The sequence below is a fragment of the Verrucosispora sp. WMMA2121 genome (assembly GCF_027460185.1).
GTDB lineage: Bacteria > Actinomycetota > Actinomycetes > Mycobacteriales > Micromonosporaceae > Micromonospora > Micromonospora palythoicola.
In genome coordinates this window covers 2,387,567-2,413,902 of sequence record NZ_JAPZBH010000006.1, presented here as the reverse complement: position 1 = coordinate 2,413,902, position 26,336 = coordinate 2,387,567, and the positions used below count along the sequence as shown (strand labels likewise).

Here is a 26,336-nt window from a genome sequence, read left to right as displayed (position 1 = left end):
ACGATCACCATCACCGAGGTGACGGGGCAGGCGAACCGGGGGTCCGCGCCGACGTCACTGTCGGCGCGGACCCCCGGCCACGGGGCCGCGGGGCGCCTGGTCCGCATTCCTTGGGTGGGACCTGGGGAGGAACGACCACACCGATGAGGTTGGACCGGAGACGCCCCGCGGAGCTTTATCACGTTGTTACCTGACGTTATCGTGGAAGCCGGTGCTTCACGGGGCAAATCCTGGAATTACCGACAATTTCCCTGCGAAGTTCCGGTCGGGTCGCCGTGACCGGAGGATCCATTGGTATCAACGACTACCGTCGGTGCCGGTGACGCGGCCGGACAGCGGGCATCGCCCCGACCGTCCGAGGCGGGACGTAGGCTCGCCTGCATGCGTATCGGAGCCCACGTCGATCCGACCGACCCGCTGGCGGAGGCGACCGCCCGAGCGGCAGACGCCGTGCAGTTCTTTCTCTCCGACCCTCAAGGCTGGAAGGCGCCGCAGCCCCGCGCCGACGCGGCGGTGCTGAGCGGTGCCGACGTAGACGTCTACGTGCACGCGCCGTACGTCATCAACGTCGCCACCGGCAACAACCGAATCCGGATCCCCAGTCGCAAACTGCTGCTCGCGCATGCGAAGGCGGCCTCCGCCATCGGCGCCAAAGGCCTGATCGTGCACGGCGGGCACGTGAACGCCGGTGACGACCCGGCGACCGGGTTCGACAACTGGCGCAAGGCCCTGTCGTACGCGGCCGAGTCGGGCGGCTTCGGGCTTCCGGTGCTGATCGAGAACACCGCCGGTGGTGACAACGCGTGTGCGCGACGGCTGGATGCGCTCGCTCGGCTCTGGGACACCATCGGTGACCAGGAGGTCGGCTTCTGCCTGGACACCTGCCACGCGCATGCCGGCGGGGAGGAACTGCTCGGTCTGGTCGATCGGGTGAAGGCGATCACCGGTCGGATCGACCTGGTGCACGCCAACAACTCGAAGGACGGGTTCGGGTCGGGGCGGGATCGCCACGACAACCTGTCCAGCGGGACCATCGACCCGGATCTCCTGGTCGCGGTGATCCGCGCGGCGGGTGCGCCGGTCATCGTCGAGACACCCGGCGGGGTCGAGGGGCAGGGTAGTGACATCGCCTTCCTGCGTGGACAGCTCGACGGGAAGACCGGAGCACGATGACCACGGACCAGTCCGCCTCCGGTGGCCCCAGGCCGACCTCGCAAGACGCTCGGGACACCGGGAGCCCGGCGTCCACCGACCCGCAGAGCCGGCGCGACCCCAACGGTGTCCCGGCGAGCGCCTTCAACGACGCCGACCAGGGCAAGCCCACCGGCAACGGTCCGGCCGACGCGACTCGCGCGACGCGCAAGCGCATCAGCGCCGACGATGCTCCGGGCAGCAACGCAGACGCCCCAGCGGATCCAGCCGTCCCTCCTAGGACTACCGACGCGGGCACGGGCAAGGACGCCGGCACGGGCAAAGACGCCGGCACCGGGCCGGACGCCGCAGAGAAGGCCCCCACAGGCAAGGTTGCCGACCGAGACGAGATTGCCGCGGGCAAGACCGCTACCGCAGGCAAGCCGGCCGAGGGTGGCGCCAAGACCGACGGCACCTCCACGGAGGGCGAGAGCAAGCCGGACCCGTGGGCCGCTTTCGGGCCCGCCCCCGAGCCGGTGCCCACCTGGTACGGGCGGCTGGGCCGGCGGGTCGGCCGGCTGCTGATCCACGAGTGGACGCTGGCCGCCGTCGCGTCACTGGCGCTGGCCGTGCTGATGACCTGGCCGACGCTGCGCTACCCGGCACACACGCTGCCGCAGGACTACTGGGATCCGAGCCTCCAGGCCTGGCAGATGGCCTGGTCCGGGCACATCCTGCTGACCGAACCGGCCCAGCTCTGGCACGCCAACGCGTTCTTCCCCGAACGGTGGAGCTTCGCCTTCTCGGACACCCTGCTCGGGTACGCGCCGGCCGGCATGATCGGCAGCGGTCCCGAGGCCGCTCTCGTTCGCTACAACATCATGTTCGTGCTGGCGCACGCCCTCGCCACCTTCGGCGCGTACGTGCTGGCCCGGCAGCTCGGCGCGAGCCGGACGGGTTCCGCCGTGGCCGGTGCCGCCTACACCTACGCGCCGTGGCTGCTGGCCCAGGCCGGCCACCTGCACGTGGTCTCCAACGGCGGCATTCCGCTGGCGCTGGCCATGCTGGCTCGCGGGCACGGCTGGTCGCTGCGGCACGGCTACCGGCCGGAGCGCCGGCACGAGGGCTGGGTGTACGCCGGCTGGCTGGTGGCCGCCTGGCAACTCAGTCTCGGCTTCGGGATCGGTCTGCCGTTCGCGTACGTGCTGGCCGGCGTCGTCCTGGCGGCCGTCGTCATCTGGTACGCGAAGCGGATCTTCTGGCGGCTCAAGCGCCCCTTCGGCCAGCGGCTGTTCGTCGCCGACCTGATCGGCGGGCTGATCTTCGCCGGGGTGGGCGTCCTGATGGCCATCCCGTACTTCACCGTCGCGCAGTTGCACCCGAACGCGGAGCGGACGATCGACGACATCGCCGTCTTCTCGCCGCCCGCGACCGGTTTCGTCACCGCCCCGGGCGAGTCCCGCCTCTGGGGCGGCCTGCACGAAGGTGCCCGGTCGCTGCTGCCGTGGCACCCGGAGATGACGCTGCTGCCCGGCTTCGTGCTGTACGCGCTCGCCCTCGGCGGGCTGTTCTTCTCCATCTGGAAGGTCCGCCAACGACTCCTGCTGCTCGCCGGGGTGCTGGTCGCGATGGCCCTGTCGATGGGCACCGAACTGTTCGGCGGTCGCTTCACCTACGTGCCACTCTTCGACCACCTGCCCGGCTGGAGCGGCATCCGGACCCCGGGCCGGTTGATGCTGTGGGCCACGTTGCTGCTCGGTCTGCTCGCTGCAGGGGCGGTGAGCGCGTTCGCCGTGCGGGTCCGGGAGATCTACGCCGAGCGGATCCCCTCCTGGCCGAGCCCCTGGCTGCGTCTGGCGACCCTGGTGCCGCTGCTGCTGGTGATCGCCGAGGGCACCAACACCACACCGCATCCGGTGGTGCCGGCGCAGCCGGCGGCGATGCGTTCGGTCGACGGCCCACTGCTCGTGCTGCCCAGCGGGCAGAACCACGACCAGCCGGTGATGCTGTGGTCGACCACCCGGTTCCAGGACATCGTCAACGGGGGCAGTGGTTTCACCCCACGTCAGCTGGAAGACGCGCGCCGGGTCGCCATGACCTTCCCCGACCAGACCAGCGTCGACTACCTGCGCACGCTGGGCGTGCACAACGTCCTGGTGCTGCGCGACAAGATCGCCGGCACCCCGTGGGAGGTGAGCGTCGACGCACCCGTCGACGGGCTGGGCATCACCCGTGAGGAGATCGGCGACGTCGTCGTCTTCCGTCTCTGAACGCGCGTCGGCTCACGTGGGGGTGGCCACCGGCGTCGGGGTCGGCTCGACGGTTGATCGGCGGCTTCGCCATCGGTCCAGCCAGGAGGCATCGGGGGTGCCGTCGAGCAGGCCGCCGTCCGGGTCGTCGGCGTAGGTGCGGCGTACCGCGTCCTGCTCCGGGTCGAGGATCTCGCGGACGACCAGGACGACCAGGGCGACCACGGCGGCCAGGCGCAGGCTCGCGGCGAACACGAAGACGCCCTCCGGGAAGACCGGCGTGCCGGTCGACGCGCCGAGCAGTTGGCCGTAGAAGGCGATGAAGTAGCAGACCTCGGCGGCCTGCCAGACGAGGAACGCTCCCCACCGGGGCCGGGCGAGCACCACGAGCGGCAGCAGCCAGAGCACGAACTGCTGCGACCAGACCTTGCTGAAGATCAGGAAGGCGGCGACCACCAGGAAGGCGAGTTGGGCGAGGCGGGGGCGGCGCGGTGCCAGCAGCGCCAGTGCGCCGATGCCGAGGCAGGCCAGCCCGAACAGGGCGTACGACAGGTAGTTGAGCGTCGGAATGTTGGCGTCGAGCCACTGGAAGGGTCCGACGCTGGCCGGGTCGCCGAACTTCCCGTCCAGGTAGCGACCGATGTACCAGAACGTGCCCCAGTCGATCGGGCGGGTGGTGTTCAGCTCGAAGAATCGGTCCCAGTTGTCCCGGTACGGAATGGCCGCCGGCAGGTTCACCAGCACCACCGTCACCGCCGCCGTGCCGATGGACAGCAGCGCGGCCCGGATCCGGTTGGCCCGTATCGCGAGCACCAGGATGGGCCCGAGGATGAACAGCGGCCACATCTTGGCCGCACCACCGAGCCCGAGCAACACTCCGGAGAGCGCCACCAGGTGCGTACCCTTCGGGCCCGGTCCGGAGCGTGCCCAGGCCAGCAGGCCCAACGCGGCGAGCCCGATGGCGAGCAGATCCCAGTTGACGGTGGCGGTGAGCAGCAGCGCCGGAGCGAGCGCGAAGAGCGCGGCGTCCCACGGGCGCCGACGGCGCAGCGCCAGGATCACCGCCACGGTGACCACCGCCAGCGCACCGAGCACGAGTGCGTTGAGGTTGTAGAACCACTGACCCTGGTTCATGTCGGGGTTGCCGTCGCCGGCCGAGTGGACCGGCAGCCCGAGCGCCCCCATGAAGTACCCGGTCAGCACCGGATACTCGACCGGGTGGTCCCGGTAGGGCACCGCCCCCTCGTTGAGCCGCTCGGCGTAGTAGAGCGCGAGCACGTCGGTGTAGCAGAAGCGGGTGTACTGCTCGTTGTTCACCCACGCGCCGTCCTGGCAGGGTGACTTCTGCACCCAGTGCAGGGCCAACGTGAGGCAGGTCAGCGCCAGGACGATCCGTACCGCGGTCCAGAACCGGTTCTCCGCGCCGACGGGCCGGTCGCGGGCGACCGCGTGGTCGCCGAGCGGACCACCGATCAGACCGGAAAGCCCCCGGACGAAGCCGTCGGAGCGGGACGGGTGATCGGGGGCACCCGATCCATCGATGCCTGGCGTCGACTTCGTGCTCATGACCGTGCATCCTGCCGTATCCCTTGGGCGGGCAGAAGCCGAAACCCGCCGCTACCCACGGACCGGTTGATCCTCGGTGCCTTCGCGGGGTCGACAGCGGAACGCGTACGCGTCGCCGAACCGTGCCGAACCTGGTGCCCCCCGCACGCGCGGCCGGTGCCCTACGATCTTCACATCGACCCGACACGATAGGTGTCGGGCCGGTGTCCGTCGTCGTGGCCACGGCACAGGGACGTCATTCGGATCGGCAATGACTACGGCCCGGGCGATCAGCCGGGCGCAAACGGGGATCTCATCGTCGCATCGGGGGACTGCCGTGCCAATCGCACGCTGGTCGCAGACCTGCCAGCCCAGCACCCGCACCGTGACGATCGTCGACCTCGCCGCGCCTGCCCGGAGAACTGCCTGACGGGTCGAGCTGGCTCGATCAGGCCAAGCCTTGAGAGGGGAAACATGAAGGCATCATCCGGCGGCCGGCGATCGGCTTCCCATCGGTGGACCGCACGCCTCCGGACGGTCGCGGTCATGGCGGTCGCCGCACTGATCGGATTTGCGACACCGGCGGCAGCCGCCACCTCGGGCTGCGGGTCCGCCTGTGACCGCAAGGACCCACAGACCTACTACGCCACCGTCGATGGCAAGACCATGCGGTGTTCCTTCATCGACGTCCAGACGCCGTACACGGCCACCTACGTCGAGCTGCGCTACAGCCCGTTCTGCCGGACCGCCTGGGCCCGGCAGACCGGCAGCTTCGGTTGGCTCTCCGGAGTCCTGGTGCAGAGCTACAACACCAACGGCACGCTGCGGATGACGGTCGACGACAGGAACTCGTCGGGCACCTGGTCGATGATGGTGAACGACAAGGGTCTGACCGCTCGCGCGTGCTTCTACCAGTACGACAGCGAGTGGGACTACGAAGCCGGGAACCGTCGAATCCTGTACTGCACCGCGCGGTACTAGCCGACCGGTTCCAGCGTGACAACCCCGCCACGGGTGGCCGGAGAACTGTCTCCGGCCACCCGTGGCGTCAGCGGGTGCTGGGCGGCGTCATGCGGCTGTGCCCGGGCTGGCGCTCATCGGCCATGCCGACGCGCTTCGCCTTCCCGAGGTTGACGCCGCGCAGGAGAACCGCGTACCGGGCCATCGTCCCTCCGTACAGCGTCGCGGGCGGCCGGAATCATTCTCCAGCCGCCCGCGGTGTCAGCGGGAGCTACTCCCGACTCGTCGTTCCGCGCGGTAGCAGGCCGCCGCCCCCACCACCCGGCCCGCCCGGCCCCTGATCACGATCGGGTGGGGTGATCGGGTTGTTTCCACCGTTGTCGCCGCCGTTGTTCCCACCGTTGTTGCCGCCACGGAGTTGGCAGAGCAGGTCGACAGGGTTGCAGTCCTGCTGGTTACCGCCACCCGGCGGGGGCGGCGGAGGCGGCGGCTCCTCACCGTTACCGGCATCCTCGTCGCCAAGTCCGGTCACGTCCGGCAGGTCGGACGGGTCGTAACCCTTCAGCGCCTCTTCCATGAACTGCTTCCACAGCTGCGCCGGCAGGGTGCCACCGCCGATGTTGCTACCGCCACGGTCGACGATGGCCCGCTTCTTCGTGTCGTGGCTACCGATCCAGACCGCGGTGGCGACGTTCTTGTCGTAGCCGACCATCCAGGCGTCCTGGTTCTTGTCGGTGTTGTTGAGCTCCCAGGTGCCGGTCTTACCGGCGACCTCGCGGTTACCCACGCTGGCGTTGTTCTTGCCCGGGATCTCCTTGAGCACCGCGGTGACCTCGTCGGCCACCTCCGGCTTGATCACCTGCTTGGGCGCGAGCTTCTCTCCCGTGCCGCGCACCTTGTCCCACTTGCCGGTTGCCTTGTTCTGCTTCTCCACCATCCGGACGAAGTGCGCCTTGTTGTACTTGCCACTGTTGGCCAGGGTCGCGAGGCCGTTGGCGTGGTCAAGCACAGTGATCGGGTACTGGCCGTAGGCGGCCACCCGGTCGAAGTACTTGGGCGCGAGCTCATCCGGCTTGTTCTTGATCAGGTCGTGCGCCCGCTGCTTGTCGTCCCACATGGTGCGGATGCCGGCCCGACGGGCCATGTCGATGACCTTGTCCGTGCCAATCTGCTCCGCGATGTGGAAGAACGGCACGTTGTACGACAGCACGGTCGTCTGCTGCAGGGTGCAGGACTTGTTACAGCTCTGCCGCACGTCGCGGTTGGCGTTCACGATCGGCTTCTCGAAGCCATCCGGCTTGAACGGGGTGGCGTCCCAGCGGGACTTGACCGAGATGCCGGCGTCGATGGCCGCAGCGAGTGTGTAGACCTTGAACGACGACCCCGGCGGATGGCCACCGACGAGCTTGCCGTTCTGGTCGGTGTTGAGACCCGCGTAGTCGAAATTCGCGCCACTGTTACCGCCGTAGTAGGCCAGCACGCGTCCGGTCTTCACATCAACCGACACCACCGCTGGCATCAGGTTCTTCGGCTGGTTCGCCAGGAACGTGCCCTTGCGACCGACCTGGGCGATGGACTCCAGCGCCTTCTGCATCTTCGGGTCGATGGTGGTCGTGATCCGGTAGCCACCCTCACGCAGTTCGTCGACGCAGCTGGGCTTGCCCTCGGCACCGTAGTTGGTGCACAGGCCCCACTCCTCCATCTCCTGCCGCACATAGTTGATCACGTTGCCGCGTGGGGAGGCGACGCCGAAGCCGTTGCTCTCCTTCGGCTTCTGGACCTTCGGGTACTCGGTCGGTCGCTCCGGCTTGCCCGGGGCGTTCAGCCAGCCCTCCTCGACCATCCCGTTGATGACGTACTCCCACCGGGACTTCGCGTCGACCTCGTTTGTCTCCGGGTCGAACCCCTTGTGCGTGGCGCTGGCGACGGGCTGCTTGATCAGCGCGGCGAGCACCGCGCCCTGGGCCACCGTCAGCTTCTTCGCACTGGTGTTGAAGTACGTCTGGGCCGCCGCCTCGATGCCGTACGCACCACGACCGAAGTAGATCACGTTGAGGTAGTTCTCCATGATCTCGTCTTTGGTGTAGTTGTCGTTCAGCTTCGAGGCGAGGATCGCCTCCTTCACCTTCCGCGCGTAGCTGTCGTCCTGGAGGTTCTCGTAGGCGTTGCGGGCGTACTGCTGGGTGATGGTCGAGGCACCCTGCTTGTCGCCACCGGAGAGGTTGTTCCAGGCGGCCCGGGCGATGCCCTTGTAGTCGACGCCCGAGTGCCGGTAGAAGTTGCGGTCCTCGGCGGCGGCCACGGCGTCGCGCACATGCTGGGGGATGCTGTCGATGGTGACGAAGGTGCGGTTCTCGTTGCCGAGCCTGGCGACCAGCGTCTTGCCGTCCTTGGCGTAGACGGTGGTGGACAGCGGCAGCGGGATCTCCTTGGGCAGCACCACGTTGGTCGAGTAGTAGGTGAACCCGACCACGCCGATGCCGGCCAGCATGATGAACACCGCGAAGCCGGCGATCAGCATGTTCATCCGCTTGCGCTTGCGGGCGCGGGCCGCCGCACCCGGGTCACGGCCACCGCGGCCGGGCCCGGTCGGTCCACCCGGTCCACCGGGGCCACCCGGTCCGCCAGGGCCGCCGACGCTCGCCCGGGCCACCGCGGCCCGACCACCGACGCCATTCACGGCGGCCGACCCGACGCTCGCCCGACCGGCCGATGCCGCGCCCACGGCGGCGGCGCCGACCGAGGCGCGACCCGGCCCGGCCGGGGACACCGGCACCGAGGCACGGCCCGCGCGGCCCGGTGCGGGCGAGACCGGCACCGAGGCCCGACCGGGACCAGCCGGCGAGACCGGCACCGACGCACGGCCGGGGACGGCTGGCGAGCCCGGCACGGAGGCGCGGCCAGGACCGGCCCGGCCGACCGGGGCCGCGCCGGCGGAACCGCCCCGCGGCGGAACGCTCGCCGAGCCGCCGACCGAGGCACGGCCGCCGACCGAGGCACGGGCCGACGGGCCGGAGGTATCCGGCCCGGTCGACCAGTTGACTCCGCGCGGTTCACCGCCCGGGCGGCGGTACGCGTCGTCCGCCTGCCCCGGGTCGTCCTGGCCTGGAGTCCAGGCCCGGCCGCGCGAGGAGCTGGGATCGCCGTACGAGTTCATTCCTCACACCCTGCCGTCGCGGTGGGGCGCGGTCGCACCGCCACCGGTTTGCCGTGAGTTTTGACACCTGGAAGCACGGCACGGGGGTGCCGTGGTCCCGGCGTCAGATCCGCATCAATCGGACCATTCAGACCTGCAAGCCGTCGGTCGCCCCAGCCGCGTCGCACGCGACCGGGGCCGGCCGATCGAGCTCGAATCACCGTTGCGCCTCTCGCCTTCGCCGGACACCCGTTCCGTCCGCGGTCATGCCGCTCGCCTCACCGTGCTCCGGGTCGCCGTCGGCGACGCCGGTCAGACCGTCCCGCCCGAGCAGGTACTGCTCGACGAGATGGTTCCAGTCACAGCCGAGGCACACCTCCACCACGAAGACCTGGAACTCACGCAGCGTCATCGCCAGCACGGTCAGCTCAGCCACATTACGGGCTTGGCCGGCCGATTGCTTGAGTTCGTCCCCGTAAATGTAATGGACCAGGGTCAGGTTCTCGCTACGGCAGATCGGGCACCGCTCGTCGGTGGACTCGCCGTGGAACCGAGCCGCGTTCTTCAGGTAGGGCGACGCGTCGCACAGGTCATAGGTGCCGACGCGGCCGGCGAGGAGCTCACGCAGCGCCGCTCGCTTTCGGAGCGAGTAGTCGACGACCTGGCGCTGCGTACGCATGCGGGAAAGGGTACGCGGTCTCATCTGACGAGGCGACCACCGTGACGATCCGTGACCGGAGGACATCAGAACGGGGGTTTGCCCAGACTGGAACGAGACGCTACGGTGCGATGTATCGGTCCGATACATCGTGGCGGTTAGCGCTTCACGCACAGGGTAAAGGGAGGGTGGCCGGTGCTCGAACTCGCCATCCTCGGCCTGTTGCAGGAGGCCCCGATGCACGGCTACGAGCTGCGCAAGGAGCTCAGCGCCAAGCTCGGGGCGATCCGCGCCGCCATCAGTTACGGCTCGCTCTATCCGACCCTGCGCCGGCTGCAGGCGGCGGGATGGATCACCGAGGCCGACGAGACACCCGCCACCGCCGAGGAGGTTCCCGCGCTGACCAGCCGACGAGGTCGGGTGGTCTACGAAATCACCGCGGAAGGTAAGGAACGCTTCGCTCAGCTCATCGCACAGACCGGGCCGGAAACCTACGGCGACACCGGCTTCGGTGTGCACTTCGCGTTCTTTTCCCGAACCGACCAGGCGACCCGACTTCGAATCCTGGAAGGTCGCCGCCGCACGATCGAGGAACGTCGCGAGGGACTTCGCGACATGCTGGGCCGCGCGGCCGAGCGCCTCGACGCGTACACCCTGGAGCTGCAGCGCCACGGCCTGGAGGCCTGTGAGCGTGAGGTCCGCTGGCTGGAGGAGCTCATCGCCAACGAGCGCTCCGGCCGTGCCCCGACGGTCCCGGACGACGGGACGGCCGGCGGCCCACGACAAGACAACAGCCCGCCTCCGCCTGGTGAGACCAGGACAGAGCGGCCGTGACAAAGAAGAAGGAGGCACACGCGATGGGCTCCGTCCGCGTCGCCATCGTCGGTGTGGGTAACTGCGCCTCGTCCCTGGTACAGGGCGTCGAGTACTACCGGAATGCCGACCCCAACGACCGCGTCCCGGGTCTCATGCACGTCACCTTCGGCGACTACCACGTCTCTGACGTGCAGTTCGTCGCGGCGTTCGATGTCGACGCCAAGAAGGTGGGCATGGACCTCGCGGAGGCGATCGTCGCCAGCGAGAACAACACCATCAAGCTGTGCGACGTGCCGCCGACCGGCGTCACCGTGCAGCGCGGCCCGACCTTCGACGGGCTCGGCCAGTACTACCGCGAGATCGTCGAGGAGTCGGACGCCACGCCGGTCGACGTGGCCAAGGCGCTGCGCGACGCGCAGGTCGACGTGGTCGTCTCGTACCTGCCGGTCGGCTCGGAGCAGGCCGACAAGTTCTACGCCCAGGCCGCGATCGACGCCGGCTGCGCGTTCGTCAACGCCCTGCCGGTGTTCATCGCCTCCGACCCCGAGTGGGCGCAGAAGTTCACCGACGCGGGCCTGCCGATCGTCGGCGACGACATCAAGAGCCAGGTCGGCGCCACCATCGTGCACCGCGCCCTGGCGAAGCTCTTCGAGGACCGGGGCGTCGAGCTGCTGCGTACGTACCAGCTCAACTTCGGCGGCAACATGGACTTCATGAACATGCTGGAGCGCAACCGGCTGGTCTCGAAGAAGATCTCGAAGACCCAGTCGGTGACGTCCCAGGTGCCGCACGAGATGGCCAAGAGCGACGTGCACATCGGCCCGTCCGACCACGTGCCGTGGCTGGACGACCGCAAGTGGGCGTACATCCGCCTGGAGGGCCGCTCGTTCGGTGACACGCCGCTCAACGCCGAGCTGAAGCTCGAGGTGTGGGACTCGCCGAACTCGGCCGGCGTCATCATCGACGCCGTCCGGGCCGCGAAGATCGCCCTGGACCGGAAGATCGGCGGCCCAATCCTGTCGGCCTCGTCGTACTTCATGAAGTCCCCGCCGGTGCAGTACGCCGACCACGACGCGCACGCCGCCGTCGAGGAGTTCATCGCCGGCGAGATCGAGCGCTGACGCGCCGACCACCAGCAGCACCGGCGAGGGCCGGGTCCGTCCGGACCCGGCCCTCGCCGTCGTCATGCCTACCAGCCACCCGCGCCACTCGCACGGACCGCGCGGTCGAGGGTGGAACGCTAGGCTGAGCGCCGTGCCGTTCACCGACGCCACGCACGCCGCCAGGTCGGGACGCCGGATCGCCGCCGCGCTCGCGGGCGCGTTGCTGACCGCCAGCCTGTCCGCCTGTGCCGTCCCGGGCAGCCGTCCGGCGGCTGAGTCCGGCAGCGATGTCGTGCCGCCCAACCCCCTGCCGTCGGTGGCCGAGGCCAGCTGTACCGCCGCGGCGGCCACACCGCCGCAGGTGGCGACGAAAACCGCGAACCCGCTCGGCGCGTCGACTGCACCGACACCGCTGGGCACCGGACATCCGCTGGCCGACGAGCGGGCGCGCGAGGAGATGCTCCGCCGTCAGCAGGCCGCCAACGACGCCTTCCGGCAGCGCGGCACGCTCGAACCCGCGACGGCTGCCGGTGCCAGTGCCTGTGCCGCCGAGGTGCTCAAGGGCCTGAATCTGCTGACCGCCGGCGGCCGGGACGCACCCGACGAGGCGGCCGTGGAGCGGGTGGTGACCGACACCGGCCTCACCGACGTCACCGTGCGCCCGCCCGGACGCCTCGACCTCGGCCCCGGCGGCGGGCTGATCTTCGCGGGGTGGACCGGCCGGGCATGTGTCTTCGGCAGCGTCCGCAAGGACGACATCACGGTGGAGATCGGCACTCGGATCGCCGACGGCGGTTGCCTGCCCGCGCCGAGCTGATCAGGACCAGGCGCGTTGCAGGGCCACCCGGGCCTCCAGCTCCAGCAGTTTGACCTTGCGCTCCAGGCCACCACCGAAGCCGACCAGCTTTCCGCCCGCGCCGATGATGCGGTGACACGGCACGATCACCGGGATCGGATTGCGGTTGCAGGCCACTCCGACCGCTCGGGCGGCTCCGGGATCACCGACCCGCCGGGCCACCTCACCGTAGGTGAGGGTCTCGCCGTACGGGATGAGGGTCATCTCCCGCCACACCGCCCGCTCGAAGTCGGAGCCGCGCGGCACGCGCACCGGCACTCCGAAGTCGGTCAGCTCCCCGGCGAAGTACGCGCGCAGTTCCGCCACCGCCCGCCGGGAGGTCTCGTCGGCGGGCTCGGTCGCCCCGTTGCCCACCGGGCCGAAGTGCGCACCGCAGACGCTGTCTCCCTCGGTGGCCACGGAGAACTCCCCGATCGGCGAGTCGAGCACCGTCCAACGCATCTCGCCATTGTCCACCGCTGAACACGGGCCGCAAAGACCGGCGCCCGCCGGAGCGTCCCGGAATCCGGGTTGCTCCGGCGGGCGCCGGAAGAGGTCAGATGCTGGTCAGGCGGCGGAGACGGTGAACTTCTCGCCGTTGCCCAGCCCCAGTTCGAAGGCCGTCCACCTGATCGTCTTGTTCGAGATGAGTTTGCTCGTACCGGACGCACCGGCCGAGACCGCCTGGCCGTCGCTGGCCCGGAAGAAGACGGTTCCGTCGCCGTTGTAGTCCACGAAGTCGAAGGTCTGCCAGAGTCCGAGCGTCGTGCTGCTGGCGATCAGCGGCTTGGTGCCGCTGCTCGCCGCGGTCACGTACCGGCCGTTGGACAGCGCCTTGAGGCCGAAGAAACCGTCGCCCTGCTTGACGATCTGGAACTTCGCCGAGGTGGTGACGCTCGTACTGCTGGCGACCAGCGGGGTGGTGCTGCTGGCAGCCACCACGTACCTGCTGTTGGCCTTGGACCTGATGCTGATCACCGGTGCCGGTGCCTCAAGCGTGAACTTCTCGTTGGTGCCGATGCTGGTCCGGTTCGCCCGGAGCACCGCGGTGCCGGTCGTCGACGCCGTCACGTACTTCCCGTTGGTCTTGGCCTTGAGGCTGACCTTGCCGTCGGTGTGGTTCACGACCGTGAACTTGGCCGGGGTGACGATCGTCTTGTGGCTGGCGATCAGCGGCAGGGTGCCCTTGCTCGGTGCCACCACGTAGCGGCCGGTCTGCTTCGAACGCAGCGCGACCAGGCCATCGCCGGCGTTGACGATGTCGAACCGCTGCGCGGTACCCATGCTCGTACCGTTGTTTACCAGCGCCTTCGTGGTGCTGGCGGCGGTGACGTATCTGCCGTTCGACAGCGCCTTCAAGCCGTACCCGTTGCGGACCGGGGTCACCGAACCCACGGTCAGCAGCCGGTCCATCGAACCCTTGGTGTCGTAGACCACCCCGGCGATGCCGGTGGTGACGATCCGGTCGCGTACCTGCTTCGGCTGCCAGGTGGGGTTGGTGTGCAGCAGCAGGGCCGCCGCGCCCGCCACGTGCGGAGCCGCCATCGAGGTGCCGCTGAATCCGACACCGCCGGTGTTGCTGTCGTGCCGCGCCGAGACGATGCTGACGCCGGGGGCGAACACGTCGACGCACTTGCCGTAGTTCGAGAACCAGGCGCGCATGTCGACCCGGTCGGTCGCGCCCACGGTGATCGCGTCCGGTACCCGGGCCGGCGACGCCTTGCAGGCGTCCATCCAGGCGTTGCCGGCGGCGATCGCGTAGGTGACGCCGGAGTCGATGGACCGCTTCACCGCCTCGTCGATCGACGGGATGGCCGTGACGTCACCCAGGCTCACGTTGGCCACGGCCGGCCTACTGGCATTCGTGGTCACCCAGTTGATGCCGGCGAGGACCTGTTCGGTGGTGCCGTAACCGTCGCAGTCGAGCACCCGTACGCCGACCAGCTTGACGCCCTTGGCCACCCCGTACTTCGCGCCTCCGACGGTGCCGGCGACGTGCGTGCCGTGGCCGTTGCAGTCCCCGTTCGCGCCGGGGGCCGCCTCCGGGTCGATGGCGTCGTAGCCCATGCTGGCTCGTCCGCCGAAGTCCTGGTGCTTGACGTTGATGCCGGTGTCCAGGATGTAGACGGTGACCTTGCTGCCGGTGTTCGGGTACGTGTAGGTCTTGGTCAGCTTCGCGGAGGCCTGGTCCAGGCGGTCGAGGCCCCAGGACGGCGGGCTGGTCTGCGTCGAGTTGGCCGACAGGCGCCGGACCGGCTCGACGTAGGCGACGGCGGGGTCGGCGGCCAGCCGCTCCGCCTGCTGCTGGTTCAGCGCGGCCGAGTAGCCCTTGAGGGCGTTGCCGAACACCAGCCGGACACTGCCGCCGTTGGCGCGGCTCAACGCCGAGGCGGTCGCCCGGACCGAGCTGGAAGTGGCCCCCCGGTCCTTGAGCACGACGATGTAGCGGCCCGGCACGACGCCGGCGCCCGTCTTGCCGATCAGCTCCCGACGAGGTTGGTTGTCGGCCGGGGCTGCCGTCGCGGCACCGCCGGAGACGACGCCGATGAGGGACGAGGCGGTGGCGAGGGCGAGCCCCGCCGCCGCCGAGCGGCGCAGTACGCCACGGCGTTTCACTAGGTGTTACCCCCGTCGGTCGTCGACCGTCCCATGGACGGTCGGACAAACATTGGATCGTCCGGCTCCGGCTGCCGAGCAGCAGCGGACGGCGGACGTGTCAACATCATGAATGGGTACGGAGAGAGCCGCGTCAACCTTTCGGTCGAAACGTAAGCGTCTCGTCGTATCGACCGTCAGGTCTTGCGCATCCGCAGTGGACGAGCGTCGCCGATCAGGCTGCGGTCAGCCGACGATGCCCTCGTCGCGGGCCCAGCGCAGCAGCTCCGCCTCGGCCGTGTCACGATCCAGCGGCCCCCGCTCCAGCCGCAGGTCCTTCAGGTGCTTCCAGGCCCGTCCCACCACCGGCCCGGGCGACACACCGAGCAGCTCCATGATCGCGTTGCCATCGAGGTCGGGTCGGACCCGGGCGAGATCCTCCTCGGCGGCGATCCGGGCGATCCGCTCCTCCAGCGCGTCGTAGTCCGCCGCCAGCTGGGCCGCTTTGCGCCGGTTGCGGGTGGTGCAGTCCGAGCGGGTCAGCTTGTGCAGCCGGGGCAGCAGGTCACCGGCGTCGGTGACGTACCGGCGCACCGCCGAGTCCGTCCATTCGCCCCGGCCGTACCCGTAGAAGCGCAGATGCAGCCCGACCAGCGTGGTCACCTTCGCGGTGACGTCTCTGGGGTAACGCAGCGCCTTCATCCGCACCTTCGTCAACCGGGCGCCGACCACCTCGTGGTGGTGGAAGCTGACCCGCCCGTCCGGGCCGATCGCCTTGGTCGCCGGCTTGCCCACGTCGTGCATCAGCGCGGCCATCCGCAGCACGAAGTCCGGCCCGTCCTCCTCGTACGAGACGGCGTTGCTGACCACCGTGAGGGTGTGCTCGTAGACGTCCTTGTGTTGGGCGTGCTCGTCGATCTCCAGCTTGAGCCCGGTCAACTCCGGCAGGAAGCGCTCGGCCAACCCGGTGTCGACGAGCAGCCGCAGGCCGGCGATCGGGTCGGCGCCACAGAGCAGCTTGGTGAACTCGTCGCGGATCCGCTCGGCGGTGATCCGATCCAGGTCGGTCGCCATCCGGGTCATCGCCGCCCGCACGTCGGGGTGCACCGCGAAGCGCAACTGCGCGGCGAAACGGGCGGCCCGCAGCATGCGCAGTGGGTCGTCGCCGAACGACTCGGCGGGCGTACCCGGGGTACGCACGATCTTCGCGGCCAGGTCGGCCAGCCCGCCGTACGGGTCGGTGAACCGGTGCTCCGGGACGCTCACCGCCATCGCGTTGACGGTGAAGTCCCGCCGTCGCAGGTCTTCTGCCAGGCTCGTGCCGTAGGCGACCACCGGGTTGCGGCTGACCTGGTCGTACGACTCGGCGCGGAAGGTGGTGATCTCCAGTCGCAGGCCACCACGCTGGCAGCCGATGGTGCCGAACTCGCGGCCGGTCTCCCAGATCGCCTCGGCCCAGCCCCGCACGATGTCGAGCGTCTGGTCCGGGTGCGCGTCGGTGCAGAAGTCGAGATCCTCACCGAGCCGGCCGAGTAGGGCATCGCGTACCGAACCACCCACGAGGTGCAGTTCGTGACCGGCGGCGGCGAATCGGCGGCCCAACTCGTCGGCCACCGGGGAGACCCGGAGCAGTTCGGCGACGGCGTTGCGCTGCGCGGCGGTGAGATCGCGGCGGTCGGTGGCGTGGGATGCGGCGGCTTCGGACATCGGATCCGCAGCCTATCGGTCCTGGCCGGCATCCCCTCCGCCGGGCGCGGGTAACGGTCGACGGTTGACTAAGGTCTGTGGCGTGCGGGCCGGTGCCGGCTCCGGCGTACCCCTTGGAGGCACAGATGAGCGGCGGGCTCTACCGCAGCGCGAACGCCCAGCAGGGCGGCGCGCCCGGCGGCCGGCCCGGTGACGGAGCCACGTTCATCTCCGCGGAGCCGCTGAACCAGCCGGCGGCCGAGGCGGTCGCGCCGCCGCAGGAGCAGGTCGCGGAGAGCAGCGTCGCCGCGAACAGCGCGATCATGGCGATCGGCAGCCTGGTCAGCCGGGGTACGGGCTTCCTCCGCAACCTCATGATCGGCGCGGCCCTCGGCAACCTGATCGGCAACGTCTTCACCACCGCCATGTTCCTGCCGCAGCAGGTGTACGAGTTCCTGCTCGGCGGCATCCTGACCAGCGTGCTCATCCCGGTGCTGGTCCGCCGGAGCAAGCTGGACTCCGACCGGGGCCAGGCGTACGCACAGCGGCTGTTGACCCTGGCGGTCGTCGCCCTCGCCGCGACCGTGCTCATCGCGGTGATCGCGGCACCGGTACTGACCAGTCTTTACGCAAGCGGCAAGGACGACAACTACACCGGCTTGGTCACCAAGCTGTCGTACCTGATGCTGCCGATGCTCTTCTTCACCGGCATCAGCGCACTCATCGCGGCCATTCTGAACACCCGGGGTCACTTCGCGGCGCCGATGTGGGCGCCCATTCTGAACAACCTCGTCGCCATCGCCACCTTCGGCACGTACATCGTGGTCTTCGGCGCCCAGGCCCGGCAGCCCGCCGACGTGGGGCTGAACCAGGTCCTCCTGATCGGTGGGGGGACGCTGCTCGGCGTCGCGGTGCAGGCCGCCGGTCTGCTGCCCGCGCTGCGCAAGGTCGGCTTCCGGTGGAAGCTGCGGTTCGACTTCCGGGAACTCGGGCTGCGTGAACTGGCCCGCCTCGGCGGCTGGATGTTCTGCTACGTGGCGGTCAACCAGCTCGGCCTCTTCGTGGTCGTCAACCTGCTCACCCGAGCGGCCGGCGAGGACAACGCCGGCCTGCTGATCTACAACAACGTCTTCCTGCTGCTGATGATGGCGCACGGCATCATCGCTGTCTCGATCATCACGGCACTGATGCCCCGGATGAGCTCCGCCGCGGCCGACGGTCGGTTCCACGACTTCACCAACGACCTGAGCCGGGGTACGCGGACCGTCAGCGCCGTGCTCGCCCCGATCGCGGTCTGCTACGCGGTGCTGGCCACCCCGATCTCGGTGGTGGTCTTCCGCTACGGCGCCTTCAGCGCGGAGAACGCGGTGGCCACGTCGACCGTGCTGCTGGTCGCCGCGATCGGCTTGGTCCCGTTCGCGATCAGTCAGCTGTTCACCTTCGCCTTCTACGCGCTGCCGGACACCCGGATGCCGGCGCTGATCAACATTCCGGTCGTGGCGCTGCGGGTCGGGGTGCAGATCGCGCTCTTCCTGGTCTTCTCGGCGAGCTTCACGGGAGCCGGGATGATGGTCGGCAACACGGTCTCCTACCTGGCTGCCGCCATCGCCTCGGCCTGGCTGCTGCGCCCCCGGGTGGGTCAGATCGGGCTGGGCGCGATCCTGCGGACCCTCGGCCGGGTGACCGTCGCCGCGCTCGGTGCCGCGCTGGTCGGCCTGCTGGTGGTCGCCCTGCTGCCCGGCGGCGACACGCCGACCTGGCCGGCGGCGATGGTGCAGCTGGTGGTGGGCGGCGCGGTCATCGGCGGCACCTACCTCGGCCTGGCGACCGTGTTGCGGATCTCCGAGATCACCGAGGTGGTCGGGATGGTCCGCCGCCGGCTCGGCCGCTGAACCCGTCCGGTCCGGCGTGCACCGAGCGTGACCGAGGATCACCAGGCTGGGGATGTACCTGTGGATAACTCCGCGCGCCGCCGCTCAACTGACGGATCGGCCTGTGGATAACCAACCGGACGGCCGAGCATGCCCGCCCGATGGACGGGGAATCCGGCGCTGCCGAACTCGCCGACGCGACCGGTTCCGCCCCGGCCGGAGCTGGTTGTGGTCAACCTCTAGATTGGCTGGTACATGTACCAGCAACCGGGCCGACAACGGTGCCAACGGGACGAGTCCGCCGACCGCTGACCTCGCCGCCACCGGACGGCGGGAAGATGACATGTCGGGGACCGGGCCATCCCGGGTAAGGTCGCACTCGACGGGTACGGCAGACACCGGCGCGCGGCACCCTGCTGCGACCGGCCGGCCGGTACCAGACGAAGGCGGAGCGGGAAGCAGATGCCCAGCAGCGCGGGTCCATCGATCGACACGATCACCGAGGGAGGACGGGTGACCCAGGTCGGCGAGGGTCAGGACGCGGACGAGACCACTCCGCCGGTCATGACCTTCGGTGCTCCGACGGCCGGTGAGATCCTCGCCGAACGTTACGAACTGGTCGAGCACATCAACAACGACAGCGCCGGCCGGCTGGTCTGGCGTGGGGTCGACGTCGTGCTGCGCCGGCCCGTCGCGGTCGTCATGCGCTACCCGGGCGGCGAGTCCGCCACCGAGATGCTCCAGGCCGCCGTCGCCGCCAGCCGGGTCGTCCACCCCAACCTCGTCGGCGTTTACGACGCCATCGACGAGGCCGAGCGGGCCTACGTGGTACGCGAGTGGGTCGACGGTCAGTCCCTGCGGGACCTGGTCGCGAGCGGGCCGTTGGACGCCGCCCGGGCGACCGCCGTCGGTAACTCCGTCGCCAGCGCCCTGGCGGCCGTGCACGCCACCGGCATGGTGCACGGAAACGTGCACCCCGGCACGGTGATGATCAGCGATGACGGCCGGGTGGTGCTCGCGGACGCCCGCACCGACGGTGACGACAGCCAGGAGAGCGACGTCCGGGCCGTCGGCGGCATCCTCTACTTCGCGATGACCGGCTACTGGCCGCACACCGAGGCGCCGCTGCGCGGTGCCACCGCCGGGCATGGTCGGGCGGCCATTCCCGACGCGGTACGCGATGCCAACGGGGCCGTCGCGGCGCCCCGTCAGGTCCGGGCCGGTGTGCCGGCCTACCTGGACGACCTGACCATGGATCTGCTCGACGCCGAGATCGCCCCGCCCCCGTCGGACGTGCTGACGGCCGAGCTGTCCCGGCTCGACGTGCCCGATGACGACTACCTCGACAACAGCGGCCCGCTGCGGTTCGCCGGCGAGACCGGTGAGGAGCCGTCACCGTTGGCCGCGGCCGGCGGGCGCAAGGTCGCCCTGGGCATCGCCGGCCTGCTGGCGGTCGCTTTGATCGGGCTGCTGATCGGGATCAGCACCCTCGGCGACGGCGACGGGGACCCGCAGACGAACCCGGTCGCGGCACCGACATCGAGCGCGCCGGTGAGCGAGGAGCCGGCCGCGCCGGCGGTCCGGAACCTCAAGATCAGCGACGCCCGGATCATCGACCCGGACAGCAGCAACCGGAGCGAGGTGCGCGACGCCGAGAAGGTCTACGACGGCGATCAGGACGACGGCTGGTCCACCGAGACCTACAACCGCAGCAACTTCGGCAACCTCAAACGGGGCATGGGCGTCTGGATCGACCTCGGCACCGAGCGGACCGTCAAGTCGGTGCAGGTCAACCTCTCCGACCGGGGTGCCTCGGCGGAACTGCTCACCGGCACGACCAACGCCCCGTCGTCCAGTTCGGGCGACGACGAGGTGCTCACGGCGTACCTGAAGAACAAGATCGGGCAGCCCTTCGAGGAACACGACGGCACCACGATGACCTTCGACGGCTTCGACGCCGACAAGAAGTACCGCTACCTGCTGTTCTGGATCACCGAGCTGCCGCCGAACGGTGGCGGCTTCAAGATCGGGGTGCAGGAGATCACGGTCCAGGGTTCATGAGAACTCAGCACGGCGGCTGCCACCGGGTCGGGTGATGGAGGTACGCGACGCCGGACGCGACCACACGGGCGCCGCTTCCGTGGACGACACGGTCAGCGACCTCGATCTGCTGCGCGCCCACGTCGCCGGCGACCGGGACGCCTTCGGCGAGCTGTTCCGCCGCCACCGGGACCGGCTCTGGGCGGTCGCCCTGCGTACGCTCGGCGACCGTGAGGAGGCCGCGGACGCCCTCCAGGACGCGCTGCTGTCCGCCCATCGCGCGGCCGACCGGTTCCGGGGTGACTCGGCGGTCACCACCTGGTTGCACCGGATCGTGGTCAACGCGTGCCTCGACCGGATCCGCCGCCGGCGGGCCCACCCGACGGTCCCGCTGCCCGACGGAGTGCACGGCCCGGAGGACGGTCCGGCCACCGGTGGCGTGGAGCCGGCCGCACCGGTACCCGACCACGACACCGCGATGGTCGTCCGGGACGCTCTGGCCGCGTTGCCGATCGAGCAGCGGGCCGCCCTCGTGCTGGTGGACGTGCAGGGCTACCCGGTCGCCGAGGTCGCGCGGATCCTCGGTGTCGCCGAAGGGACGGTCAAGAGTCGCTGCGCCCGGGGCCGTGCCCGGCTCGCGGTCACGCTCGGCCACCTGCGACCGGGCACCGGGCCGGCGGGCGCTTCCCGCCCGGACGTGCCGGACGTCACCGGCGGGAACCCGAAGGAACCGTCGGGCGTCCGATCGGGGTCGGGGCGGTCCCGACCGACCGCCAACCAGCAGGAGGAAGCGTGAGCGCCGGGGAGTTCAGCGCGGTCGACCACGACCTGCTCGCCGACTACCTCGGCGGCGCGCTGGACGGCACCCCCGAGCACGCCGAGATCGCCCGGCGGGTCGCGCAGGACCCGGCGTGGGCCGACGCCCACGCCCGCCTTGCCCCGGCCGTCGACCGGGTCCGGGCTCAGTTGGCCGGCTGGGGTGAGCCGACGCTGGAGATTCCGCCGGAGATCACCGACCGGATCAGCGCTGTCCTCGCCGCTGCCGATCCACCCGATGCCGGGACCGCGCCGACGACAGCGGTTGCCGAGCACCCGGAGCGGGCACCAGCCACCGGGGACGGGACTGCCGCCGTCACCGACCCGGGCCTGACGCCGACCGGCGGGAAGGTGACGGTCGTACCGACCCAGCCGCTGGGTGGTCCCCGGCGGCCGGGTGGGCCGCCGCGTCCGGGGCAGGACCGGACCTCGTCGTCGCGTCCGGGGTCGCGACGTCGCCGCTGGGCCCGGGTCGCCGGGCCGGTTGCCCTCGCCACCGCCGCCGTGGTCGGTCTGGGCGCGCTTCAACTGTTCCAGCCCGGCCGGGGGGGCGATGTCGCCACCGACACCGCCCTGGACGACCGGGTCGTCAGTCCCGCGGTGCCGCACGCACTCCCGCAGGACTCCGGTGGGCGGCAGGAGACGAAGTCGGCGCCCGAACGTGCCGCCGCAGCGAGCGGTGTGCCGTACCGGGTCGTCGGCTCCCCGCAGCGCAGCGACACCGACTACACGCCGGAGGCGCTGGCCAACCTGACGCCGAGCGTCCGGCAGTTCTCCAGCGACGGTGATCCGGAGCTCGGCGCGGGGAACCAGGATCGCCTGGCCGCCCCGGGCGATCTGACCCGGCTCGGCGACCAGACGGCGCTGAGTGCCTGCCTCGCGGAGATCGGTGCGGAGCACGGCGGCGGACCGCTGGTCTTCGACGTCGTCGAGTACGCCCGCTTCCAGGGGATGCCGGCGCTGGTTCTCCAGTTCACCGATGCCTCCGGCACGAGCTGGGCGTGGGTCAGCGGCCCGGAGTGCGGGGTACCCGGGTCCGGCTCGGACGCCCGTTACCGTACGCGGGTAGGGTGATCCTGCGGTCGCCGGACTTTTGACCGTCCACGTGACCTGACCCACCGGGTGACCGGCTCGGGAATTCCCGCTTCGTACGATGACGTTCTGCACATCAGTTGCCGCCGCGTCGGCACTCGGATCGGCATCGGCGGGTACGCCGGTGACGACAGTCAACACGATTGGGAGACGGCAGTGGACGAGGTCCGCAACCTGGTCATCATCGGCTCCGGGCCGGCCGGTTACACGGCGGCGGTCTACGCGGCGCGTGCCAACCTCAAGCCACTGGTGATCGAGGGCGTGCAGTCCGGCGGCGCGCTGATGACCACCACCGAGGTGGAGAACTTCCCCGGTTTCGCCGACGGCATCCTCGGCCCCGAGCTGATGGACAACATGCGTAAGCAGGCCGAGCGGTTCGGCGCCGAGTTCCTGACCGACGACGTCACCCGGGTCGAGCTGACCGACACCGGTCACCCCGGTGCGGTGAGCACCGTCTGGGTCGGCGAGACCGCGTACCGCGCCCGGGCCGTGATCCTCGCCACGGGTTCCGCCTGGCGTCCGCTCGGCGTGCCCGGTGAGCAGGAGTACCTCGGCCACGGCGTCTCCTCCTGCGCCACCTGCGACGGCTTCTTCTTCCGCAACCAGCACATCGTGGTCGTCGGTGGCGGCGACTCGGCCATGGAGGAAGCCAGCTTCCTGACCCGCTTCGCGGACTCGGTGACGATCCTGCACCGCCGGGACACGTTCCGGGCCAGCAAGATCATGGCGGAGCGGGCACTGAGCAACGACAAGATCAAGGTCGAGTGGAACACCGTGGTGGAAGAGGTGCTCGGCGCGGACGGCAAGGTTTCCGGCGTTCGGGTACGCAACGTCCACACCGGCGAGGCCAAGGTGCTCGACGTCACCGGCGTGTTCGTGGCGATCGGCCACGACCCACGCAGCGAACTGTTCCGTGGCCAGGTCGAGCTGGACGACGAGGGGTATGTGCAGGTGCAGGCCCCCAGCACCCGGACCAGCATTCCCGGTGTCTTCGCCGCCGGTGACCTGGTCGACCACACGTACCGGCAGGCGATCACCGCGGCCGGGACCGGCTGCGCGGCCGCCCTGGACGCGGAACGCTTCATCGCCACGCTGCCCAAGGGCTGAAGACACAACGCAGGAGGAGGGGTCAACAGTGGGAGCAACGAAGTCGGTCACCGACGCGAGCTTCGCCGCGGACGTACTGAAGTCCGACAAGCCGGTCCTGGTGGATTTCTGGGCCGAGTGGTGCGGGCCGTGCCGCAAGGTGTCGCCGCTGCTGGAGGAGATCGCCGGTGAGATGGGCGACCAGGTCAGCATCGTCAAGCTCAACATCGACGAGAACCCGGAGACCGCCCGGACATACCGGGTGATGTCGGTGCCGACCCTCACCGTGTTCAAGAACGGTGAGCCGGTGCAGTCGATCGCCGGCGCCAAGCCCAAGGGCGAACTGGTCAAGTTGATCGAATCGGCGCTCTGACCCCAGCGACGACCTCACCGTCGACCCCGTGCCGGGCCCACCGGCACGGGGTCGACGCGTTTTTCGCCGCCCGCCACCCGAGCGGATCGCCCAGCGCATAACCTCGAATCGGGGCCGCCGGACGCCGGTGAGCACCTGGTCCCCGCCCACGGCGGGGCCCGGCAGCCACCGACCGTGCAGAGGGGGTCGTGCGTGCGTCCGATCCGTCCCGGTGACCGGGGACCCGCGGTGACCGAGATCCGTGCGGTGTTGACCGGCCTCGACCTGCTGTCGAAGGTGACCGGCCCGCACAGCGACGAGTTCGACCCGGCGACCGAACGGGCGGTCCGCGCGTTCCAGCAGTCGCGGGGGCTCAGTGTCGACGGTCGGGTCGGTGCGGAGACCTGGCGGGCCCTCGACGCCGCCCGGTGGCGGCTGGGTGCCCGCACCCTCTACCACGCGGTGCCGGTGCCGCTCACCGGCGAGGATGTCCGGTCGCTCCAGGAGCGGCTGCTGGAGATGGGGTACGACACCGGGCGGGCCGACGCCATCTACGGCATCCGCACCTCCCGGGCGGTGGCCCAGTTCCAGCGTGAGGTGGGACTGGTCCCGGACGGCACCTGCGGCCCACACACCATGGGTGCCCTGCGCCGGCTGGGCCGCAAGGTGGTCGGCGGCCGGCCGCAGTGGTTGCGCGAGTCCGACGCCATCCGGCAGTCCGGCCCGACCCTGGTCGGTCGGACCGTGGTCATCGACCCGGGCCACGGCGGGACCGACCCGGGCGTGGTGGTGACGGACGGCCCGCTGCGCTGGACCGAGGCGGATCTGATGCACGATCTGGCCAGCCGGCTGGAAGGGCGTCTCGCCGCGGCAGGAGTACGGGTGCAGCTCACCCGAGGCCCGTCGCCGGAGACCTGCCTGCCCGACATCGACCGGGCGCAGCTGGCCAACTCGCTCGGCGCCGACGTGTTCATCTCGCTGCACACCGACGGCCATGCCAATCCGATGGCCGAGGGTGTCGCCACGTACCACTACGGCACCGACAACGGGGTCACGTCGGCGACCGGTGAACGGCTGGCCGGGCTGGTCCAGCGGGAGATCGTGGCGCGTACCGGGCTGCGGGACTGCCGTACCCACGCGAAGGCGTGGGACCTGCTCCGGATCACCCGGATGCCGGCGGTGCGGGTCGAGGTCGGCTACCTCACCTCGCCGGCCGACCGGGAACGGCTGATCGCTCCTCGGTTCCGGGACAAACTCGTCGAGTCGATGGTGGCCGCGGTCCAGCGGATGTACCTGCCGATCGAACGCGACGTGCCGACCGGCTCGATCGACGTCAGCGAGCTGCGAGCGGCGGTCGCCGCCGGCACCGTGGTGGACTGAGCGGCCGTCCGGGCTTGGCGCGGAAATCCGGCCGGGTACCCGGTGCCTTCGACGCCGGCCGGTCAGCCGGTCGTGGAGCGGGTGGCCGGTGTCGGTCGGACCGGACGCAGCAACGTCTCCGGGCTCATCGAGCCGAGCAGCTTCTCCAGCGCGTACTCGACGTCGGACTTCCAGCTCAACGCCGTCCGCAGCTCGAGCCGTAGCCGGGGGAACCGCGGATGCGGGCGAACCGTCTTGAAGCCCACCGAGAGGAAGAAGTCGGCAGGTGCCACGCACGCTCCGCCCGGATCGGCGGAGTCACCGAACTTCGCGTCGCCGAACGCCTCGATCGCCTTGATCCCGCGCTTGGTCAGATCGCGGGCCACCCCCTGCACCAGCATCCGACCGAGACCGCCGCCGACGAACGCGGGCACCACGTTCGCGGTCATCAGCAGCGCCGCGTCGGCGGAGACCGGAGACGTCGGAAAGGCCATCGACCGGGGCACGTAGGCCGGCGGAGCGTACATGACGAATCCGGCCGGCATCCCGTCGACGTAGATCAGCTTGCCGCAGGAACCCCATTCGAGCAGAGTCTGCGAGACCCACGCCTCCTTCTCCAGGCCAGGGTCGCCAGCGGCGCAGGCGCGGTCCGCGGAAACCGGATCAAGCTCCCAGTACACACACTGGCGGCAGGGCCGGGGCAGATCCTCCAGGGTGTCCAGGGTCAGGCTGACCAGACGTCGCGACATTGGCGCTTCCCCACACTAGGCTCGGAGGTGGGACCGGCCCGGACGGCACCGCCGCCGCAGCGGCCCGAATGGCACCGCCGCCCCAGCGGCCCGAATGGCACCGCCGTGTTCCTGCCCCCGACGAGCGATCGTACGCCGCCGGTCGGCGACTGGGGAGAGTAAGCGTGAACGTGCACCTCAGGGGTGCCGGCTCCGGGTCCGGGATGTGGACGCACGAATAATCAGGGGCGCATAGGGGTGTGCAAGGCGGCTACGAT

The 26,336-nt window shown here is 70.2% G+C and carries 21 protein-coding genes; 13 read left to right on the top strand and 8 right to left on the bottom strand.

Annotated elements, in window-relative coordinates; all coding sequences use genetic code 11:
• Nucleotides 1-381: 381 nt before the first annotated feature.
• Together O7605_RS19980 and O7605_RS19975 are read left to right on the top strand one after the other, a co-directional pair.
• Nucleotides 382-1,173 carry a deoxyribonuclease IV gene (locus O7605_RS19980; protein ID WP_269740575.1) on the top strand — a complete coding sequence of 264 codons (792 nt, stop codon included), beginning with the start codon at nt 382-384 and terminating at the stop codon, nt 1,171-1,173.
• Complete coding sequence (locus tag O7605_RS19975) at nt 1,170-3,401, top strand: hypothetical protein (RefSeq protein ID WP_269740574.1); 2,232 nt, start codon at nt 1,170-1,172, stop codon at nt 3,399-3,401. The genes O7605_RS19980 and O7605_RS19975 overlap by 4 nt, the downstream gene beginning before the upstream one ends.
• A gap of 12 nt (nt 3,402-3,413) precedes the next feature.
• Here the strand turns inward: O7605_RS19975 and O7605_RS19970 are convergent, their stop codons facing one another.
• On the bottom strand, nt 3,414-4,946 hold the full coding sequence (locus tag O7605_RS19970; protein ID WP_269740573.1) for a glycosyltransferase family 87 protein: 1,533 nt from the start codon (nt 4,944-4,946) through the stop codon (nt 3,414-3,416).
• Between the two features lie 525 nt (nt 4,947-5,471).
• On the opposite strand from O7605_RS19970, the gene O7605_RS19965 reads away from it, so the two are divergent.
• Nucleotides 5,472-5,906 (top strand): DUF2690 domain-containing protein, encoded by a 435-nt coding sequence (locus O7605_RS19965; RefSeq protein WP_269740572.1) that lies wholly within the window; start codon nt 5,472-5,474, stop codon nt 5,904-5,906.
• A gap of 67 nt (nt 5,907-5,973) precedes the next feature.
• Here O7605_RS19965 and O7605_RS19960 read toward each other — a convergent pair whose 3' ends face one another.
• The 3 genes from O7605_RS19960 to O7605_RS19950 form a co-directional block, all read right to left on the bottom strand.
• A complete protein-coding gene (locus O7605_RS19960; RefSeq protein ID WP_269740571.1) occupies nt 5,974-6,090 on the bottom strand; it encodes a DUF1697 domain-containing protein in 117 nt (38 codons plus the stop codon).
• Between the two features lie 66 nt (nt 6,091-6,156).
• Nucleotides 6,157-9,042 carry a transglycosylase domain-containing protein gene (locus O7605_RS19955; protein WP_269740570.1) on the bottom strand — a complete coding sequence of 962 codons (2,886 nt, stop codon included), beginning with the start codon at nt 9,040-9,042 and terminating at the stop codon, nt 6,157-6,159.
• Between the two features lie 196 nt (nt 9,043-9,238).
• Nucleotides 9,239-9,700, bottom strand: a complete 462-nt coding sequence (locus O7605_RS19950) for a DUF5318 domain-containing protein (RefSeq protein WP_164448785.1) — start codon at nt 9,698-9,700, stop codon at nt 9,239-9,241.
• A 174-nt stretch (nt 9,701-9,874) separates the two neighbouring features.
• Here O7605_RS19950 and O7605_RS19945 point away from each other — a divergent pair, with 174 nt between their 5' ends.
• The 3 genes from O7605_RS19945 to O7605_RS19935 all read left to right on the top strand — a co-directional run bounded on the left by O7605_RS19945 (nt 9,875) and on the right by O7605_RS19935 (nt 12,415).
• Nucleotides 9,875-10,513: a PadR family transcriptional regulator gene (locus tag O7605_RS19945; protein WP_269740569.1), complete on the top strand. Its 639-nt coding sequence runs from the start codon at nt 9,875-9,877 to the stop codon at nt 10,511-10,513.
• Between the two features lie 23 nt (nt 10,514-10,536).
• Nucleotides 10,537-11,616, top strand: a complete 1,080-nt coding sequence (locus O7605_RS19940; protein ID WP_210822847.1) for an inositol-3-phosphate synthase — start codon at nt 10,537-10,539, stop codon at nt 11,614-11,616.
• Between the two features lie 133 nt (nt 11,617-11,749).
• Nucleotides 11,750-12,415 carry a hypothetical protein gene (locus tag O7605_RS19935; protein WP_269740568.1) on the top strand — a complete coding sequence of 222 codons (666 nt, stop codon included), beginning with the start codon at nt 11,750-11,752 and terminating at the stop codon, nt 12,413-12,415.
• Here O7605_RS19935 and O7605_RS19930 read toward each other — a convergent pair whose 3' ends face one another.
• The 3 genes from O7605_RS19930 to O7605_RS19920 all read right to left on the bottom strand — a co-directional run bounded on the left by O7605_RS19930 (nt 12,416) and on the right by O7605_RS19920 (nt 16,735).
• Entirely contained in the window at nt 12,416-12,895 is a 480-nt protein-coding gene (locus tag O7605_RS19930) for a methylated-DNA--[protein]-cysteine S-methyltransferase (RefSeq protein ID WP_269740567.1), read from the bottom strand.
• Nucleotides 12,896-13,000: 105 nt separating this feature from the next.
• A complete protein-coding gene (locus O7605_RS19925; protein ID WP_269740565.1) occupies nt 13,001-15,049 on the bottom strand; it encodes a S8 family serine peptidase in 2,049 nt (682 codons plus the stop codon).
• A 225-nt stretch (nt 15,050-15,274) separates the two neighbouring features.
• On the bottom strand, nt 15,275-16,735 hold the full coding sequence (locus tag O7605_RS19920) for a CCA tRNA nucleotidyltransferase (protein ID WP_269740564.1): 1,461 nt from the start codon (nt 16,733-16,735) through the stop codon (nt 15,275-15,277).
• A gap of 125 nt (nt 16,736-16,860) precedes the next feature.
• Here O7605_RS19920 and murJ point away from each other — a divergent pair, with 125 nt between their 5' ends.
• From murJ to O7605_RS19885, 7 genes are all read left to right on the top strand, one after another.
• Nucleotides 16,861-18,606: a murein biosynthesis integral membrane protein MurJ gene (murJ, locus tag O7605_RS19915; protein WP_269740563.1), complete on the top strand. Its 1,746-nt coding sequence runs from the start codon at nt 16,861-16,863 to the stop codon at nt 18,604-18,606.
• 441 nt (nt 18,607-19,047) lie between these two features.
• Nucleotides 19,048-20,646, top strand: a complete 1,599-nt coding sequence (locus O7605_RS19910) for a protein kinase family protein (RefSeq protein WP_269740562.1) — start codon at nt 19,048-19,050, stop codon at nt 20,644-20,646.
• A 34-nt stretch (nt 20,647-20,680) separates the two neighbouring features.
• Nucleotides 20,681-21,421 carry an RNA polymerase sigma factor SigM gene (gene sigM / locus O7605_RS19905; protein WP_269740561.1) on the top strand — a complete coding sequence of 247 codons (741 nt, stop codon included), beginning with the start codon at nt 20,681-20,683 and terminating at the stop codon, nt 21,419-21,421.
• A complete protein-coding gene (locus tag O7605_RS19900; protein WP_269740560.1) occupies nt 21,418-22,515 on the top strand; it encodes a hypothetical protein in 1,098 nt (365 codons plus the stop codon). Before sigM ends, O7605_RS19900 begins: the two co-directional genes overlap by 4 nt.
• A 174-nt stretch (nt 22,516-22,689) precedes the next feature.
• A complete protein-coding gene (trxB, locus tag O7605_RS19895) occupies nt 22,690-23,640 on the top strand; it encodes a thioredoxin-disulfide reductase (protein ID WP_164448777.1) in 951 nt (316 codons plus the stop codon).
• A 28-nt stretch (nt 23,641-23,668) separates the two neighbouring features.
• On the top strand, nt 23,669-23,992 hold the full coding sequence (gene trxA / locus O7605_RS19890) for a thioredoxin (RefSeq protein ID WP_164448776.1): 324 nt from the start codon (nt 23,669-23,671) through the stop codon (nt 23,990-23,992).
• Nucleotides 23,993-24,184: 192 nt separating this feature from the next.
• Nucleotides 24,185-25,351, top strand: coding sequence for an N-acetylmuramoyl-L-alanine amidase (locus O7605_RS19885; RefSeq protein WP_269740559.1), 1,167 nt, complete (start codon nt 24,185-24,187; stop codon nt 25,349-25,351).
• A 62-nt stretch (nt 25,352-25,413) separates the two neighbouring features.
• Here O7605_RS19885 and O7605_RS19880 read toward each other — a convergent pair whose 3' ends face one another.
• Entirely contained in the window at nt 25,414-26,079 is a 666-nt protein-coding gene (locus O7605_RS19880; RefSeq protein ID WP_269740558.1) for a GNAT family N-acetyltransferase, read from the bottom strand.
• Between the last annotated feature and the right edge of the window lie 257 nt (nt 26,080-26,336).